Below are 20,034 nucleotides of genomic sequence, written 5' to 3'. Positions count from 1 at the left end.
GAGCAGTGGACAGTAGAATCAGGGCTCTGCACGGCAGGATCCAGCGCCAGGAGATCAACCCGGAGCAGGCGGCGCGGGAGTTCGAGATGTTGCGGGCCAGCCTGCGGGCCGGGCCGGCAGGCCGTCGGCTGCAGGTGCCCACGGCCGGTGCCGACCTGGTCGCGGCCGCGGTGTATCGCTACGACGAACCCTGCCTGCGCGATCATCGCTTCGATCAACGACGGATCCTCCTCGGGCTGACCTATGCCAGCCTGGCGCTGGAGCAGGGGCTGGGCCAGCTCGCCGAGGGCGAGGCGTTGCGCTTGAACCAGCTGCTGTTCGCCGCGCCAGTGGCACTGGCGAGTGGCGAGCAGCTGGAGGTGGCGATCCGGGCTGGCGGGCCCGGGTTCGAAGCGGTATGCCGACGCAGCGCGCAGGCGCCCTGGCAAGTGGCGGCCAGCGGCGAGCTGACGGCGGTGGCTGCCGAGCACCAGGCCATCGCTCCCGTCGAGTTGAGCAGCACGATGACCCGGCTGGACCCGGCCTCCATCTACCAGGTCAGCGAACAGCTGTTCATCGGCGACAGCTATCGCACCCTGCAAGCGCTCTACCGGCAGCCGGAACGTCCCGAGGTGCTGGCCCGGGTGGTGGTGGATGACGAGCGCCACTACGGCTTGCACCCCTTGCTGATCAACAGCGCATTCTTGAGCATCGTCCCGCTGCTGGACGGGGAGAGCCTGTCCGGCATGCATATTCCCCTGGGGATCAAGTCCTTGACGCTGCACCGCCGCCAAGCCCCGATGAGTGGCTGGATCCGTGGGCAGTTGTTGAAGAACTCCGGCGAACTGCTGCTGTTCGATGCCGGGCTGTACAGCGACGACGGCGAATTGGTCGCGCAGTTCAGCGGCTGCTCGCTCAAGCGCCTGCGCAACAGCAACCTGGAACCGGCTTTACCGACCGAGGGCGCCAGCCGCGAGGCCATCGAGGCCTACCTGCTAGCCCAATTGCACGGGATCGGCGCCAGCGGCATCAGTCGCCAGCAACGTCAGCGCAACCTGATGGACCTGGGCCTGGAGTCGGCGCACCTGGTGGACCTGGCGCAACGCATCGCCAGCGCCACGGCCATCGAACTGGAGCCGACGGTGTTCTTCGAATACCCGAGCCTGGTCGAGCTGGCGGGCTTTCTCTGGCAGGAGCACGGCGCGGCCTTCGGTCGTTTGCTCGACCAGCCGGATACCACGGACACCACCGGCACGACGCCGGCGCCCGTCCCGAACAGCGCGCCGACCGCGCGGGCCGGACACAGTGACGCAAGCGAGCAGGATATCGCCATCATCGGCCAGCACGGGCAGTTCGCCGAGGCCGGCGACCTGGAGCAGTTCTGGCGCAATATCTGGCACGACCGCGAGCTGATCAAGACCGTGCCCGAGGATCATTGGGACATTGCGCCCTGGTTCGATGCCGACCCCGAGGCCAAGGACAAGACCTATTCGCGCTGGGGCAGTTTCATCGACGGGGTCGACCGCTTCGATGCCGGCTTTTTCAACATGTCGCGTCGCGAGGCGCAGTGGATGGACCCGCAGGTGCGCCTGCTGCTGCAGAGCGCCTATACCTGCGCCGAGGATGCCGGGGTGATCCGCCGGTTACGTGGCAGCGACACCGGCGTGTTCATCGGTTCGTGCTTCAACGAGTATGTGGACAAGATCGGCGAGCTCGGCCTGCCCATGGACCCGTACATCGCCACCGGCAGCGGCACCATCGCCGCCAACCGGATTTCCTTCTGGTTCGACCTCAAGGGGCCGAGCCTGATGTTCAATACCGCCTGCTCTTCGTCGCTGGTCGCGTTGCACGCGGCCTGCGTCGCCCTGCGCAACGGCGAATGCGGCATGGCCCTGGTCGGTGGCAGCAACCTGTTGCTGTCGTCCTGGCACTACCGCTATTTCTCGACGATCCGCGCGTTGTCGCCCACTGGCCGTTGCCACACCTTCGACACCCGCGCCGACGGCTATGTGCCAGGGGAGTGCGTAGCGACCCTGCTGCTCAAGCCGCTGTCCCGGGCCCTGGCCGATGGTGACCCGATCCATGCCGCGATCAAGGGCTCGGCGGCGCTGCACGGCGGCTATACCCCATCGCTGACGGCGCCCAGCGTGACCGGCGAGGAAAACGTGATAGTGCAGGCCTGGCGCAACGCCGGCATCGATCCGCGGACGCTTGGCTACATCGAGGCCCATGGCACCGGCACCCGGCTGGGCGATCCGATCGAGATCAATGCCCTCAAGCGAGCCTTTGCCCGCTATACCCAGGACCGGGGTTTCTGCCATATCGGCTCGGTCAAGGCCAACATCGGCCATGCCGAGGGGGCGGCCGGCATCGCCGGGGTGCTCAAGGTGGTGCAGCAGCTGAAGCACCGCAAGCTGCCCGCCCTGGGGCACTTCCAGGAGCAGAACCCCCATATCAGGCTCGATGACTCGCCGCTGCTGATCGACGTGGAAGGCCGCGACTGGCCGGAACAGGCCACACCACGGCGTGCCGGAGTCAGTTCCTTCGGGTTTTCCGGCACCAATGCCCACGCGGTGCTGGAGGAGTACCGTGAACTCCGCCGGTTCGCCATCCACCATGGCCAGCCGGTGCTGGTGCCACTCTCGGCGCGCGATGACACGCGCTTGCGCCAGCAGGTGCAGCAACTGCTGGCCTACCTCGAGCACCAGGCTCCGGATCTCGGCGCCCTGGCCTACACCCTGCAAGTCGGCCGCGAGGCCATGGCGGCCCGGGCGATTTTCCTGGTCACCGACTTGCAGCAACTGCAACACCAACTGCAAGCCTGGAGCGCTGGCGAGCGCGACGCCACCTTTGCCGCCGCCAGCCTCGATATCAACCAGGCCCTGGACCGCGCAGACCTTTCGCAGTTGGCCGCGCTTTGGCTCAGCGAACCGGCGCAGAGCATCGACTGGGAGCGGTTGCATGACGCCGACTGCTTGCCGGCACGAATCAGCCTGCCCGGTTATGCCTTCGCCCAGGACCGCTACTGGCTGGAAGCCCCGGCCCAGGGCACGACGACTGGCGAAGCCACAAGCCTCGGCACCGGCAGCGCCGACAGCGCGCTACTGGGTTTCAGCGAACAGTGGCTGGCCGTTGCCGAACCCGAGGGTGAGGCCCGGCCGCTGCGGGTGCTGTGCCTGCTGGGCGATCCCTCGCTACGCCGGCAACTGGCCGATGTGGCGCAGACCCTGAGCCCGGGCAGCGAACTGCTGTTCGTGTCTGCGGCCCTGGCCAACGAACCTGAGGAGGATGGCCAGCGCCGAGTCGCGGCACAGGATCCGCAGCGACTGCAGCAGGGCCTGCACCAGGCGCTGGCCGATTTTTGCCCCGACCGCGTGCTGTACCTGTGGGCCATGGACGATCGGCGCTGGAGCAGCGACAGCAGCCCGATCGTCGCCTTGCTCAAGGCCATGGCCGCCAGCGCGAGGCCCATCCAACGGCTATTGTTGGCCGGACGCGCCAGGGATGTCCTGGAACGTTGCCACCTGGAGTCGTGGATCGGCATCGAGCGCTCCCTGGGCACCTTGCTCGACTGCCCGGTGACGGTGGCTATCGATTGTCCCCAGGACTCGCCCGACGATCACCGCTGGTTGCCACGGGTGTGGCGGCAACTGAGCGGCGAAGTGCTGGGCAGCCGCCTGTACCAGGACCTTGAGCCGCTGCGGCCGACGCTGGTTCCTGTCACCCTCGAGGCTGGCTGCGCCCCCTTGGCCCTGGAGCGGCTGGACACCTTGTTGATCACCGGCGGGCTCGGCGAACTGGGCTGGCTGCTGGCGAGCCACCTGTCGCAGCGGGCCAGGCAACGCTCCAGCGGCCGCTTGCAGCTGTTGCTCAACGGGCGCTCGCCGTTGTCGGCAAGCGCCCGGGCGCGCATCGAGGCGCTGGGGCATGCGCGCTGCCGGGTTTTCCATGTCCAGGCCGATTGCGCCGATGGCCAGGCACTGACCGCCGCGCTGGCCCAGGTCCTGGTCCACAGCGGGCCGATCGATGGCCTGGTGCATGCCGCCGGCCTCAAGGCCAGTGGCAACGTGCTGGCCAGTTCGCCGCAGGAAGTCGCCGCGGTGCTCAAGGCCAAGGTCGAGGCCAGCCAGGTGCTGGACCAAGTGCTGGCGGAGCAGCCACTGGCGCTGATCTGTCATTTTTCCTCGAGCTCGGCGCTGCTCGGCGACATGGGCGCCTGCAGCTATGCCATGGCCAACCGCTTCCAGCAGGCCTACGCCCGGCATGTCCAGGCCAAGCAGGCCCGGCGGGTGGTGACGATCAACTGGCCGTTATGGCGCGAAGGTGGGATGACGCTGGGCGAGGGCGATTCCACCGAGTTCTATCTCAAGTCCAGCGGCCAGCGGCTGCTGGAAAGCGCCGAGGGCCTGGACTGGCTGGAAAGGGCGGTCGCCAGCGATATCCAGCAGGTCATGGTTCTGGCCGGCCAACCCGAGCGTCTGCGGCAACTGGTGGCCGGCATCGACCGGCCGCTCGCCAAGCCCCAGGCCGCCACCGTGGCGTCGACGCGCCATGCAGGGGCAGGGCGTCCGGAACTCAAGGGCCTGAGTCTCGAGCAGGCGTTGGCCTGGGACCTGCGCGACTTGGCGAGCAGGCCCTTGCAGGCCGAACGGCAGGCGCTGGACGACGACCGCAACCTGGCCGACTTCGGTTTCGATTCCATCAGCCTGGCCGAATATGCCGGGCTGCTGAGCCGGCACCTGGGGTTGAAGTTGACCCCGGAAGTATTCTTCAGCCACTCGACCCTGGCGAAACTGGCCGCTTACTTGCTCACGCAGCACCGGCAAGCCGTCGAAGCCTGCTACCTGCGGCCCCAGGGCCCAGCCCCCGCGCCTGAGCCTGAGCCTGAGCTTGAGCCTGCCACGCCGATGCCACAGGCCACGAGCCCGGGGGGCCAGGCGGACAGCATCGCGATCATCGGCCTCAGCGGACGGTTTCCCGGGGCTCGTAGCCCCGAGGAACTATGGCAGTTGCTGGCCGAAGGCCGGGACATGGTCGATGAGATCGCACCGCAACGCTACGACTGGCGCGAACACTACGGCGATCCCCGGGAAAACCCAGCCAAGACCCGTTGCATCTGGATGGGCAGCGTGCCGGGAATCGACGAGTTCGACCCACTGTTCTTCGAGATCTCGCCCCGCGAGGCGAGCCAACTCGATCCCCGCCAGCGCTTGCTGTTGCAGGAGGGCTGGAACGTCCTGGAGGATGCCGGAATCGGCCCGCGCCAGTTGGCGGCGCAGCGGGTGGGAATGTTCGTCGGCGTCGAGGAGGGCGACTTCCAGCGGCTGGCCGGCGAAGAAAGCCTGACCTCCAGCCATAACGGCATCCTCGCCTCGCGGCTGGCCTACTTCCTGAACCTCACCGGCCCGGCCATGGCGATCAATACCGCCTGCTCGTCGGCGCTGGTGGCATTGCACCAGGCCGCTTCCAGCCTGCGCAACCAGGAATGCGAGATGGCCATCGCCGCCGGGGTCAACCTGATCTTCTCGGCCGACGCCTTCATCGGCATGACCCAGGCCGGGATGCTCTCGCCGGATGGCAAGTGCTTCGCCTTCGATCACCGGGCCAACGGCATGGTCCCGGGCGAGGCCGTATGTTGCGTATTGCTCAAGCCCCTGGCCCGGGCCGAGGCCGACGGCGACCGGATCTACGCGACCCTGCGGGCCAGCGGCATCAACTACGACGGCAAGACCAACGGCATCACCGCGCCCAGTGGTGCCTCGCAACAACGTTTGCTGGAGGACGTCTACCGGCGCGCCGGACTGCAGACCCGGGAGGTGGACTACATCGTGGCCCACGGCACTGGCACCCAGTTGGGCGACCCGGTGGAGATCAATGCCCTGAACGATGCGTTCCGCGGCAATCCCCCGGGGCATTGCGCACTGACCTCGACCAAGACCAACCTGGGCCATACCTTCGCCGCCTCGGGCCTGGTCAGTGTCATTGCCCTGGTGCAGGCGCTGCGCCACGAGACCATTCCCGCCAGCCTGCATTGCGAACAGGAAAACGACTACATCCAGTGGCAACAGAGTCCGTTCTACGTCAACAAGGCCAACAAAGCCTGGCCCCGGGCCGGACGCGGGCACGAACGGATCGGGGCGGTCAGTGCCTTCGGCATGAGCGGTACCAATGCCCACGTGGTGCTGCAGGACTACAGTCGGCAACCGGCCGCGGGGCAAGCACGGCAGGCGTGCTACTTGCTGGTGCTGTCGGCCAAGAGCGCCGAGGCCCTCCAGGACCGGGCCGCACAGCTGAAGACAGCGCTGGAGCGCGGTGGCTACCTGGATGAGCAACTGCCCTCCATCAGCCATACGCTGCTCGAAGGTCGCCATCACTTCCGGCATCGCCTGGCACTGGTGGCGGCGGACCTGCAGGAAACGTGCTACGCCTTGCAGTGCCACCTGGCCGGCGAGAAACGGCCCAACCTGTTCGCCGGCGAGGTGGATCGCGACTTCACCCCGGGCAAGACCGTCGTGCGCTATATCGAGCAGTTGCAGGGCGATTGCCGGGGCGCGGAGGCAGAGACGCTGCGCGAATCCCTGGCGGGGCTGGCGGACTGTTATCGCCAGGGCTACGAACTCGACGGCGGACGGCTGTTCGCCACGCCGCCGGCGCGCATAGCGCTGCCGGGCTATCCGTTCGCCCGCGAGCGCTACTGGCCCCAGGCCCGCCAGCGCCAGTCGTCCGCGACCGGGCCGCAAGCCCAATGGCTGCATCCGCTGCTGCAGCGCAACCTCTCGACCCTGGCCCGCCCGTGCTTCGCCAGCCGCTTCAGTGGCCAGGAGCGCTTTTTGGTCGATCATCGGATCGGCGAGCAACGGGTGTTTCCCGCGGTCGCCTACCTGGAGATGGCGCGCGAGGCCATCGTCCGTGCCAGCGAACGAACCATGCAGCACGTCACCTTGTGCAACCTGGCCTGGCTGCGGCCACTGGTTTTGTCGACGGTGGAAGCCGGTGAGATCGAGTTGTTCTGTGAACTCACGCCCCAGGCAGCCGATCGCCTGTCGTTCAAGATCTACAGCCTCGACGGCAGCGAGCAGCAACTGCATGCCCAGGGCGATGCGCTGCTGGCAGCGGTGGTCGCTCCCGCCGCCCTGGACCTGGCGCAGCTGGAAACCGGCTGCGACCTGGGCGAGCGCAGCCACGAGGCGCTGTACCAGGGCTTCGCCAGCCTGGGCGTGCACTACGGCAGCAGCTTCCGCGCGGCCGGGCAGATCCGCCTGGGCCGCGACCAGGTGCTCGGCCAGTTGTCGGCCGGTGCCCTCGATCCGCAGATGAACGGCGTCGCGCTGCCCCCGGGCATCCTCGACAGTGCACTGCATATCGCCACGGTATTGGGGCAAGGTCCGCAGGCGACGGGCCCGGCGCTACCGTTCGCCTTGGACCGCCTGCGGGTGCATGGCTCGCTCGCGCAGGCGCTGCGCGACGGTCCACTGACGGTGCTCGCCAGCCGTGGAGCGCTGCCGGCCGGCACGACGATCGACAAGGTCGACCTGCAGATCCACGACCAGGCCGGCCAGTGCCTGCTGCAACTGGAAGGGTTCAGCTCACGGCGGACCCAGGATCAGGCCTCGGTGTTGCCGGTAGCGCAGGCCAGGCAAGACGACAGCGAGTTGGCACGCTCGATCCGCACCCCGTCCTGGCAGAGCCTGGATGACCCCGGCGAGCCGCTGCCAGAGGGCGTCCGGCCACAGTTGCTGCTGTTGGGGCTGCCGGATACCGTGGTAACGCGACTGCGCGAGCAGTTCAGCGCCCAGGTCAGCCTGTTGCCCGGGGCGCCCGGGGCCACCGGCGCGGCGGTGTACGAGGCTGCGGCGCTGGCCTTGCTCGACTACCTGCAACGGCGGGATGCCACGGCGGGCGACTACCTGCAGCTTTATGTCGTCCAGGGCCAGTCCGACCTGCGCCTGGGGGCGCTGGAGGCGCTGCTCGGCACCGCGATGATCGAAAACGGCCAGTTGCAGGCGCGCCTGGTGCTGCTGGACCCCGACCTGGGAGAGGCGGGGATGTACCGGATGATCGAACAGCAGAGCCGCGTCCATTGCCGGCAGCGGGTGCGAGTGCTGGCCAACGGCAGCCTCTATGCCCGTCAATGGCATGAGCTGGCCGTCGCCTCCAAGCCACAGCGCGAGCCCGGGCCATGGCGCGACGGCGGGGTATATGCAATCACCGGCGGCGCCGGCGGCCTGGGCTTGTTGTTCGCCCGGCACATTGCCCGTAGTTGCCGCAACCCGGTGCTGTACCTGGCCGGGCGTTCGGCCAGCGAACCGAAGATGCAGCAGGCCTTCGAGCAACTGCAGGCGCTCGGTGCCCGGGTGTTCTACCAGGCGCTGGATGTCGCTGACGCCGCGGCCGTGAACCGGTGGATCGATGCCATCCACGCCGGGCAGGGTGAACTGCACGGGGTGATCCACAGTGCCGGGGTGATCCGCGATGGCCTGATCCCGGGCAAGCGCGCCAGTGATTTCTCCCAGGTGCTGGCGGCCAAGGTCAGGGGGCTCGAGGCCCTGGACCTGGCCGTTGGCGAACGGCCACTGGACTTCTTCGTCTGTTGTTCATCCCAGGCGGCCCTGGGCAACCTGGGGCAGGCGGACTATGCCTGTGCCAACGCCTGGATGGATGCCTACATGCATTATCGGCAAGCGCTTTGCGCCGACGGCAAGCGCAAGGGCCGCTCGCTGAGCATCAACTGGCCGTTGTGGCGCGACGGTGGCATGGGCCTGGCGCCAGTGATCGAGCAACAACTGCGCGAACGCTTTGGCATCGTGCCCATGCCCCAGGAGGTGGGCCTGCAAAGCCTGCAACTGTTGTTAGCCGAGTCGGTCACCGCCCAGGCCTGGGTGGTGTATGGCGAGGCCGCGCGCCTGGCCGGTATCGGCCTGGCCCCTGCCGGCCAGGGACTCCCCCCGGCTGGAGCGCCACCCCGCGTCGACAGCGGCGCAAGCCTCGGCGACAGCGAGCTGCGCCAGCGGATCCAGGCCTTCATCGTGCAGATCGTGGCCAAGGTGACCCAGGTCGATGCGGCGAAGATCCACCCGGCGGAGAAGTTCGAGGCCTACGGGTTCGATTCGATCATGGCGGTCGGGGTGACCAACGAACTGGAAAAACACCTGGGCTCGTTGCCCAAGACCCTGCTGTTCGAGCACGTCAACATCGCCGGCATGGTCGAGCACTTCGCGCAGAAGTATCGCCAGCACTTCGTCGCTATGTTCGCCGGTGATGCCTTGACGCCAGCGGCCGGCATCGCCCAGGGGCCATCGCCGGTGGATCGCTTCGCCCGTGCCGCAGCGGCCGTGGCGTCGGCCTCCAAGCAGCCGGTGCCGGACAGCGACCTGGCGCAATACGTGGCGGTGATCGGCCTGGGCGGCCATTACCCGGGGGCCGACGACATCGACCAGCTGTGGCACAACCTGGCCAATGGCGTCGACTGCATGGACGAGTTCCCCGCCGAGCGCTGGGACCATGCCAAGCTCTACTACAAGAACCGTGACGTGCTGGGCAAGACCACGTGCATCAACGGCTCATTCATCAAGGATGTGGACAAGTTCGACTACAGCTACTTCAAGATGCCCAAGGTCTATGCCGACCACATGTCGCCGGAAGTCAGGCTGTTCCTGCAAACCGCGGTGCATACCTTCGAGGACGCCGGCTATTCCCGCGAGACCCTGCAACGCCGTTATGGCGGCAACGTCGGCGTGCTGCTGGGAGCCATGAGCAACGACTATCACTACTACGGTTTCGAACACAATCTGTCCGCCGGCGCCATGGCTTCTGGCTCGGGCATGGCCACCATTCCCATGACGGTGTCGTACTTCTATGGCCTGACCGGGCCGAGCCTGTTCATCGATACCATGTGTTCGTCATCCTCGACCTGCATCCATACCGCCTTCCAGATGCTGCGCCACGATGAAACCATGATGGTCCTGGCCGGCGGCATGAACCTGATGTACCACCCCTATACGGTGGTCAATACCTCCCAGGGCAACTTCACCTCGATCACTTCCCGGTCGGTCAACAGCTACGGAGTGGGCGCCGACGGTACGGTGATCGGCGAAGGGGTCGGTGCGGTGCTGCTCAAGCGCCTGGATCGGGCCATCGCCGATCGCGACCAGATCTACGGAGTGATCAAGGGCTCGGCGATCACCAATGCCGGCGAGCGCAATGGCTTCAACGTGCCCAACCCGGACTTGCAGACCCTGGCGATTCGCCAGGCCATGGAGCAGGCCAAGGTGCACCCGGCGTCGATTTCCTATGTCGAGGGCCATGGTTCGGGCACACGCCTGGGCGATCCGATCGAGGTCCTGGGGTTGCGCAATGCGTTCATGCCCCATACCCAGGACAAGCAGTTCTGCTACCTGGGCTCGATAAAATCCAACATCGGCCATCTGCTGGCCGCCTCGGGCGTGGCCGGGCTGACCAAGACCCTGTTGCAGCTCAAGCACGGGCAGATCGCTCCCTCGATCCACTCGGGGGTGCTCAACCAGGACATCGACTTCGCCGATTCGCCCTTCAAGGTGCCGCAGCAATTGGTCGAGTGGCGCCGCCCGGAGCACCTGGTCGACGGCCGGCTGCAGAGCTTGCCACGGCGCGCCGGCCTGACGTCGATCGCTGCCGGGGGCATGAACGCCCACATGATCGTCGAGGAGTTCGTGCCGCCAGCCGACGCCGCCGGGCAGATTGCGGATGAGTGCCTGGCGTTCGTGTTCTCGGTGCACAAGTTGGCGCTGCTGGCGGAGAACCTCAGAAAGTTTCGTACCTGGCTGGCCAGCAGCGATGCTTCGCTGGCCCAGGTCGCCTACACGCTGCAAGTGGGCAAGAACAACCTGCGCAACCGCCTGGTGATCCGCTGCGCCAACCGCCAGGCACTGCTGGATGGCCTGGCGGAGTGCATCGAGGGCCGCTACGACAACGCAAGCCTCTATCACTTCCAGGAAACCACGGCGAGTCGCTTGCCCCGGGCGGACGAACCGCTGGCGGCGTTGTTGGGGCGCTGGCTGGGGGGCGACAACGATGTCGACTGGACCAGCCTGTACGAGCGCCAGCCACAGCGCATCAGCCTGCCGGCCTACGCCTTCGAGAAGAACCGCTGCTGGTACACCGAGCCGGGCTACGAGTCGGCGATCATCAACCCGTCGATGTTCACCCGCAAACTGCATCCACTGGTGAGCGAGAGTTGCCCCAGCACCGCTGAGGGCGCGCTGTTTCGCTGCGAACTGGCGCCGGCGCAGTTGCTCGACTACCTGTACCTGGCACCCGGCGGCCAGCGCCTCGGTGCCTTCAACTTCGTCGATGTGGCTCTGGCGATGCCGGCGCTGGTGGAGCGATTCGACGGCAGCACGCTGGCGGTATCCTGCGCCTTCGAGCATTTCATCGGCGATTGGGCGACGGTTGGCGGGCTGCGTTATCGCCTGTTGGAAATCGATGCCGGGCAACTGGAGCTGGATTTCGATGCGCTACGCCAGGATGGCCAGTCGATCAACCTGGGGTTCGCCCTGATCAACCCACTGGCGGGCGGGCAACCGGTCGTGGCGCAATCCTGGCTCGATGCCGCCGACGAGCTGTTGAGCCGCCAACCGGCCACCGATGCCAGCGAACGCCTGGCCCGGGCCGGCTACGATTTTGCTCCCTACCTGGAGAACACCGGCGGGTGGGTCGTCGGCGGCAGTGGCTTGCTGCTCGAAGGCCGGCCACCGCTCAACCGGCACAATCACCACGCCGCCAACCTGCACCTGACGCCGTACCTGGCGACCACCCTCGACAAGGCGTTCTACCTGTTGTTGGACCAGCTGGGGCTGGGCCAGGCCCAGGTAGTGATACGCAATATCGAGCAGCTGTGCTGCTACCAGTCACCGGCCGGCGACTTCACGGTGGTGCTCAGCGGTATCGGGCTGGGAACCGACGGCCTGGCTTGTTGCTTGCTGGTACTCGATGAGCAGGCGCGGATCTGCCTCAAGGCCGATCGGGTCAGCCTGCATCTCGATCAACGCCAGCTGGCGGCTATCGACCACGACCACCCATGGCTTGCGGGGCAGGTCGCCGATGTTTCCCGGTCGTCGCTGCAGGCCAGCTCCGCCAGCGAGGCCAAGCCGCAGGTCGCCAGGGCGGATACCGGTGCCGGCGATCCAGGGGACCAGGTACTGGCGTTCATCCAGGAACAGTTGCAGCACAAGCTGGGGTTCTCGGCCGAGGAGATCGGCCAGTCGGCACAGGTGCATGACCTGGGGCTGGACTCGATCATGGTGATGCAACTGACCGACAGCCTGAACAAGCGCTTCGGCACCCGGCTGATGCCCGACCTGTTCTATGAGAAGCAGCAACTGGGTGAATTGGCGGCAAGGCTGCAAGCACAGCACAAGGCGCTGCATTGAGCGGCAGAAGCGACCCGGCCGGCCAGGCTGCCGGGCGAACCAGGACGGTAAGGGCATGAACGATACAACCTCGAACCATACATCCGACATCCGTCTGCCCAACCAGCGACCGTCGCCGCGCCAAGCCGGTGCGCCGGCGCCCCGGGACAGGCGCCAGGTCAGCGAGATTTCCCGCCCGCGGCCAGCGCCGCAGGCAGCGGGCACCCGGGTGGCGATCGTCGGTTTTTCCGGACGTTTTCCGGGGGCCGCCGACGCCGGGCAATTCTGGCAGGCGTTGCGCCAGGAGCGTTCGCACATCAGTGAGTTGCCCTATTGGCACTTGCCGGGCATCGCCGAGCGTGCCCACCTGCGGGATGCCTTCGCGTGCCCGGGCGGCTTCATCGACGAGCCCTTGGCGTTCGACGCCGACTTCTTCAGGATCAGCGCACGCGAGGCCGAGGCCATGGACCCGCAGCATCGGCTGGTGCTGGAGCAGACCTGGGCCGCCTTCGAGCATGCGGGTATTCGCCCCGGCGACCTGCGAGGCAGCGATACGGGGGTCTTCATCGGCATTTCTTCCGCCGACTACAACGGCCTGCTGGCCCGCGCCGATGCTGGCAGCCACGATGCTACGGGCAATGCCCACTCGATCATCGCCAACCGCATTTCCTACCTGTTCGACTTCCATGGCCCCAGCGCTCCCGTCGACACCGCCTGTTCCAGCTCGCTGGTGGCGGTCCATCGCGCCGTGCAGGCGATCCGCAACGGCGATTGCGCGGTGGCGGTGGCTGGCGGAGTCAACCTGTGCCTGGAACCCATGGTGTTCATCGGTGCGCTGAAGGCCGGCATGCTCAGTCCGAGCGGCCGTTGCAAGGCCTTCGCCGACGATGCCGACGGCTATGTGCGGGGCGAAGGCGTCGGGGTGGTGATCCTCAAGGACTACCAGCAGGCCCTGGCCGATGGCGACAATATCGTCGCGACGGTCATCGGTTCGGCGGAAAACCATGGCGGCCATGCCAACTCCCTGACCGCACCCAATCCCAGGGCCCAGGCCGAATTGCTCAAGCAAGCGTACCGCGGCCTGGACATCGCCAGCATCGGCTACATAGAGGCCCACGGCACGGGCACGCGCCTGGGCGACCCGATCGAGATCAGCGGGCTCAAGCAGGCCTTCGCCGAACTGGGCGCCAAGCCCGGCCAGCGTTGCTACTTGGGTTCGGTGAAAACCAACATCGGCCATCTCGAGTCCGCAGCCGGGATCGCCGGGCTGATCAAGACCCTGCTGGTACTGCACAACGGTTATCTGCCCAGGAGCCTGCACAGCGAACGGCTCAATCCCTATATCGAGCTGGCCGACAGCCCGTTCGAGATCCTCCAGGCCGGGCGCGAATGGCCATCGGCCCAGGATAGCCATGGCAATCCGCTGCCGCGCCGGGCCGGCGTCAGTTCATTCGGCTTCGGCGGGGCCAACGCCCATGTGGTGCTTGAAGCGGTCGGCCCCGTCGAGGTCACGGCGCAACCAGGCATGGCGGCGACCTTGTTCCCGCTCTCGGCCCGCAGCCCCGACGCCCTGCAGGCGCGGGTCCGGCAGTTGCTCGAGTTCCTGCATGGCCAACGACCACCGGCCCTGGCGGAACTGGCCGCCAGCTTGCAACTGGGTCGCGAGGCGATGGAGTACCGGCTGGCCTTCGTAGCCCACAGTCACGCCAGCCTGGTGGAGCAGTTGCGTGCCTGCGGGGCTGGCATCCGGGCCTGCGCCCCGAGTGCTGCGAAGCAAGTGCTTGGCGCTCAGCAGCAGGATGGCAGCACCTTGCTGGGCTTGTGGGTCCAGGGCGCCGAAGTGGACTGGCGCCAGCTCTACCGGCACTGCCGGCCGACACGCATTCCCTTGCCGACCTATCCGTTCAGCCGCGAACGCTACTGGCTCAGCACCGGCGCCGAGCCGGTGCAACCGGGGCCGGGCGCCCTGCATCCGCTGGTACACCGCAATACTTCGGATCTCTCGGGGCAACGCTTTAGCAGTCGCTTCAGCGGCAACGAGTGGTTTTTCACCGAGCATCGGGTCAATGGCCGGAAGACCCTGCCTGGCGTGGCCTACCTGGAGATGGCCAGGGCCGCCCTGGAGTTGTCCCTGGGCGCTGAGCAACGCCTGGCAGGCCTGAAGAACATCGCCTGGCGCCGCCCCATGTGCCATGAGGGCGGTGAGTTGCTGATCGATATCGAACTGGTGGAGCAGGGCGCCGGTGAGATTCGTTTCGAGATCCGCGATGCCCTGGGCGATGACTCGTGTTACTGCACCGGGGTGGCCCTGCTGGGTTCCAGCGAGCAACCGGCACCGCTGGACCTGGCGGCCATCGCCAATGCCACCGGTGAGCGGTCGTTGGAGCCGGAGCATTGCTATGGCGTGTTCGCCGCAATGGGCCTGGCCTATGGCGAGCGGTTTCGCCGGATCCAGGCACTGCAGGCCGGCCACGACCAGGTATTGGCCAAGCTGCTGGGCGAGCCAGATACCGCCACTGACTTACCGTGCGGCCTGCTCGATGCCGCTTTGCAGGCCGGCATGGGCCTGGCCGAACCGGGTCATGAAGCAACCGGTCAGGAGCCACGGCCCTTGGTGCCGTTCGCCCTGGACAGGGTGATCCTTGGCGATCTGCGCTTGCTCAAGCAGCCGTGCCAGGCCTGGGTGCGCCATGGCACCGGCCACCAGCCCGGGCGTATCAGCAAGCTGGACGTGGACCTTTGCGACGATCAGGGGCGCATAGCCCTGCGCCTGCAGGGTTTTTCGTCGCGGGTGCTGGCGCCGGCCGCCGAGCCGCTGCTGGTCCTGCGTCCAGTGTGGCGCGACGAAACCCTTGAACAGCCCGCTCAGCGATCCGTTGCCCGGCAGTGGGTGCTGGTGGCCGCAGCCCCGACCGTGGACCTGCAATCCCTGCAAGATAGTTGCCAGGCCCTGGCCGGCGCGCAGCAATCGATCGTTATCGAACGTTTGCCCCAGGTGCCCGACGATCCGGGCGTTGCCCTGCCGGAGCTGGCCAGCTTCCTGATCCAGCGCTTGCAGGCGTGCCCCGCCGACAGCCTGGTGCAACTGGTATGGGGCGAAGCAGGGCCGGCCACCGCCGTTTTCAAGGCCTTGCTGGCCTTGCTCAAGACGGCCAGGAACGAAGGCCTGGTGGCCGCCGTCCAGCTTCTGGAACTGCCCGGGGATCTGAACCCCCAACGGCTGCTGGACAATGGCCGGCAGGATGCCGAGCAGGTGCGTTACCTCGCAGGCCAGCGCCAGGTGCTTGCCTGGGAGGAAACCACGCTGGCCGACGACCCTGCCGATCCTTGGCGACCGGGCGGGGCCTATCTGTTGAGCGGTGGTACCGGTGGCCTGGGCTTGCTGCTGGCACACAGCATTGCCCGCCAGGCCCGAGGCGTGAGGCTGGTGCTGGCCAGTCGTGGGGCCGACCAACTATCGGCGCACGCGCAGGCTCGCATCGAGGCACTGCGGGCGCTGGGCGCCGAGGTGCATCTGCACGCCCTGGATATCAGCGACCCGCAGGCGGTACGGACACTGGTCGAGCGCTGCGAGCACCTGTTCGGCACGCTAAACGGGATTGTCCATTGCGCGGGCATCACTCGCGACAGTCGCCTGTGCAACAAGCGCGCAAGCGACATGGCGGCGGTACTGGCGCCCAAGGTGGCGGGGGTGCTGAACCTCGACCTCGCCAGCGCGCACCTGATGCTGGACTGCTTCGTGCTGTACTCGTCGGTGAGCGCGGTAATTGGTAACCCAGGGCAGGGCGACTACGCCCTGGCCAATGGCTTCATGGATGAATGGGCCGGCTGGCGCAACGCCCAGGTCCAGGCAGGCCTGCGCCATGGGCGGACCCTGGCGATTGACTGGCCGTTGTGGCGCAACGGCGGCATGGGGATCGATGCCCTGCGCGAACGCCAGATGTTCGAGCACAGCGGAATCCGTCCCTTGAGCGATGCCGGCGGCCTGAACACGTTGCGCCGGCTACTGGCCAGTGCCCAAGGCGCTGGGCGCTGGCTGGTGCTGCAAGGAGATATCGCCAGGATCAGAAGCTTCATCGCCGGGCAGCGCCAGGCGCCTGGACCAGCGACGGTCGAGCCAGAAGCCGCACCCGTGCCGCAGGTCATGGAGGATGAGCTGGAGAACCTGGCGCTCCGCTATTTCAAGCAGCTGCTGGCGAAGACCCTCAAGCGTCCCCAGGAGAAGATCGACAGCGACGAGTCGTTCGAACGCTATGGGGCCGATTCGATCCTGCTGACCGAGTTGACCGGCCAGCTGGAGCGAAGCTTCGGCTCGCTGCCCAATACCCTGCTGTACGAACACCAGACTGTGCGCGAGTTGAGCCAGTATTTCAGCCGCCAGCAACCGGAGCGGCTGCGCCAGTTGCTGGCGCCGGGACAGGCGCGCCGTGCGCCGCCCGGTCAGGCCGACGCCGCGCCCCGGGTGGCACCGGCAGCCGCGCGGCGACAGGGCCAGCGCCAGGCCCGGGCCGCACAGCCAGCGGCCACTGGCGGTCGCGACCTGGCGATCGTCGGGATCAGTGGGCGCTATCCGGGCGCCGAAGACCTGGAGACCTTGTGGCGCAAGCTGGCCGCGGGCCAGGATCTGATCAGCGAAGTACCAGCCGCGCGCTGGGACCACCAGGCCTATTTCCACCCGGAGCGCGGGCGCTTCGACAAGACCTACTGCAAATGGGGCGGCTTTCTCGATGGCATCGAGGATTTCGATCCGCTGTTCTTCAATCTCTCGCCCCGCGAGGCACCGATCATCAACCCCAACGACCGGTTGTTCCTGGAGACCTGCTGGAACCTGCTGGAAAGCGCCGGCATCACCCGGCAACAGCTCAAGCAACGCTATCAGCAGCAGGTGGGAGTCTTCGTCGGAGTGATGTACCAGCAATACCAGGCGTTCGCCGCGGATCTGGTCCGCGAGTCCCTGGTGTCCGTGACGTCCTACAGCGCCATCGCCAACCGGGTGTCCTATTTCTTCGATTTCCAGGGACCGAGCCTGGCCATCGATACCATGTGCTCGTCGTCGATCTCGGCGATCCATGCCGCCGGCGAAGCGCTACGCAACGGCGATTGCCGGTTGGCGATCGCCGGCGGCGTCAATCTCAGCCTGCATCCGAAGAAGTACATCGGCCTGAGCATCGGCCAGGTACTGGGCAGCCATGCCGGCAGCCGCAGCTTCGCCGACGGCGATGGCTACCTGCCGGCCGAAGGCGTCGGGGCGGTATTGCTCAAGACCCTGGCCGACGCGGAGCGCGATGGCGATCCGGTGCTGGCGGTGATCAAGTCGACGGCGGTCAACCATGGCGGCCATACCCATGGTTTCTCGATGCCCAGCGCCAAGCTGCAGGCAGCGTTGATCGAGGGCAACTTCAAGCGGGCCGGCATCGACCCGCGCACCATCAGCTATGTCGAGTCGGCGGCCAACGGTTCGGCCATGGGCGACGCGATCGAGTTGAGCGCCCTCAGCCGGGTATTCGCCGAGGCCGGGGTTGCGCCCCGGTCTTGCGCCATCGGTTCGGTCAAATCCAATGTCGGGCATGCCGAGGCCGCCTCGGGCCTGTGTGCCCTCAGCAAGCTGGTACTGCAATTGCAGCACCGGCAATTGGCGCCATCGTTGCTGCTCGGCCAGTTGAATCCACAGTTGGACTTCGAGAACTCGCCATTCGTGTTGCAACGTACGCTGGCCGACTGGCCGCAGCCGCTGCTGGAGATCGACGGCATGGCCCAGGCCGTGCCGCGTCGGGCCGCGCTCAGTGCCTTCGGCGCCGGCGGCTCGAATGCCCACCTGATCCTGGAGGAGTACCCAGGCACGAACGCGGGCGAGGCACCGCCAGGACCGGACGAAGAACAGATCGTGCCGCTGTCCGCGCGCACCCGGTACTCCCTGCACCAGGCGCTGGCCAGGTTGGCGCATCATCTGGATCGCCATCGGCCAGCGCGCCTGCAAGACCTGGCCCATACCCTGCAGGTTGGTCGTGAGGCCATGCCGCTGCGCCTGGCGTTGCGGGTGGCCAGCATCGACCAGTTGCGCACGCTGCTGGCCGAGATCCTGGCCGCGCTTGCCCAGGGCGAAAGCCTGGTTGCGTTACAAGCCCGAGGCTTGCCGCTGGCCTTCGGTGATGTCGAGGCGGTTCCGGCGGCGCTCGCCAGTCTGTTGTCCGGGCCGGGGGCCGCGGCCTTCGGCCAGGGCCTGGTCGGTGCCGGCGACCTGCAGCAGCTGGCATTGCTCTGGACCCAGGGGGGCGAGGTTCCCTGGCATGAACTGGCCCCGAAGGCCGGTGCGCGACTGATCGACCTGCCGACCTATGCCTTCGACAGGCAGCGCTATTGGCTGGAGCAGGGCGCCGCGCCCAGTTCGACGGATGAGCTGCCCGCCGCTGGCGCGAGCGCTCCCCTGGAATCCGGAAAAGCACCGCGTACCGCCGCAGAGCAGGGCTTGTACCTGCTTGCGGAACTGTTGGGCATGGCGCCTGAGGAACTGGCGCCGGCCAGGCCGCTCACGGCCTACGGCGCCGATTCGATCGTGATGGTGCAATGGGCGATGCAGGTGCAGGCCCGGATCGATCCCCGATTGGTGCTGGCGGATATCCAGCTCTGCAATACCCTTGGCGATGTCCTGGAACTGCTCGACCGGCCGCTGGCGCCGGATGACCGGCCAGAGGTGGCGCTGCCCGCGCAGATCATCGACTTGCTCGGCGGATCGCCAGCGCGTTTCCCGGAACTGCAGCGGCTCAACCAGGCGCAGCACGGTCGTCCGGTGTTCTGGTTCCACGGCGCCCTGGGAGGCAGCGAGATCTACCAGGGGCTGGCCCAGCAGGTGCAACGCCCGTTCTTCGGCCTGCAGGCCAGGGGCTGGATGACCGATCGCGCGCCGCTACAGGGTATCCAGGCCATGGCGGCCTATTACATCCAGGTCATCCAGTCGGTGCAGCCGCAGGGCCCCTATGACCTGGGGGGCTATTCCCTGGGCGGCATGCTGGCTTATGAAGTGACCCGGCAGTTGCAGGAACTGGGGGAAATCGTCGACAGCCTGGTGATGCTCGACTCGCCGGACGTGACCGGCGAGCGCACCGCGCGCCTTAGTGACAAGACCCGCCTGTTGCAGACCGTCAACATGTCCTTGCAAATGACCATCGGCCAGACGCCGGAGCGTTTTGCCCAGGTGCTGATCCACCGCGACGAAGTGGACCTGGCCCTGGCGATCGCGGATTACCGCGAGCAACTGATCGGGCTGGCTCGCCAGCGTGGCCTGGCCATCAGCGAGCAACGCCTGCAAGAGCGGCTGGAGCAAGTCACGCGGGTCCAGCAGGCCTACCAGGTCGAGCACTACCGCATCCTGCCGCTGCCCAGGGCCGGGGAAGTGGCCTGCCGTTATTTTCGCAATGCCAGTGGCTTGTGGATGGGCGAGCTGGAACCGTTCTTTTCCACCGACAGCCAGGAGTTCGCCGCTTTCAATCACGCCGACTATTGGCAGGAATGGCAACGCCAGCTGCCGAATTTCGAAATGACCGATGTGGCTTCGGCCAACCACATGACCCTGTTGACCCAACCGGAGGTATTGCGGGTGATCGCCCGGTCGTGTGCGGCCCTGTATTGCCCAGAGGCGGTGGAGAGTGCCATTGGCTGAGGCCCGAGGCGG

At 66.9% G+C, this 20,034-nt stretch carries 2 protein-coding genes; both read left to right on the top strand.

Going from position 1 to position 20,034, the window contains the following annotated elements; translation table 11 throughout:
* Nucleotides 1-5 precede the first annotated feature (5 nt).
* Complete coding sequence (locus CAG11_RS28240) at nucleotides 6-12,386, top strand: SDR family NAD(P)-dependent oxidoreductase (protein WP_085599358.1); 12,381 nt, start codon at nucleotides 6-8, stop codon at nucleotides 12,384-12,386.
* Nucleotides 12,387-12,441: 55 nt separating this feature from the next.
* On the top strand, nucleotides 12,442-20,022 hold the full coding sequence (locus CAG11_RS28235) for an SDR family NAD(P)-dependent oxidoreductase (protein WP_085599356.1): 7,581 nt from the start codon (nucleotides 12,442-12,444) through the stop codon (nucleotides 20,020-20,022).
* Nucleotides 20,023-20,034 lie beyond the last annotated feature (12 nt).

This window comes from Pseudomonas sp. B6(2017) (assembly GCF_002112765.1).
In the GTDB taxonomy this organism is placed as follows: domain Bacteria; phylum Pseudomonadota; class Gammaproteobacteria; order Pseudomonadales; family Pseudomonadaceae; genus Aquipseudomonas; species Aquipseudomonas piscis.
Note: the sequence above shows the minus strand (reverse complement) of the source record. Positions and strands in the feature narration are given on the sequence as shown.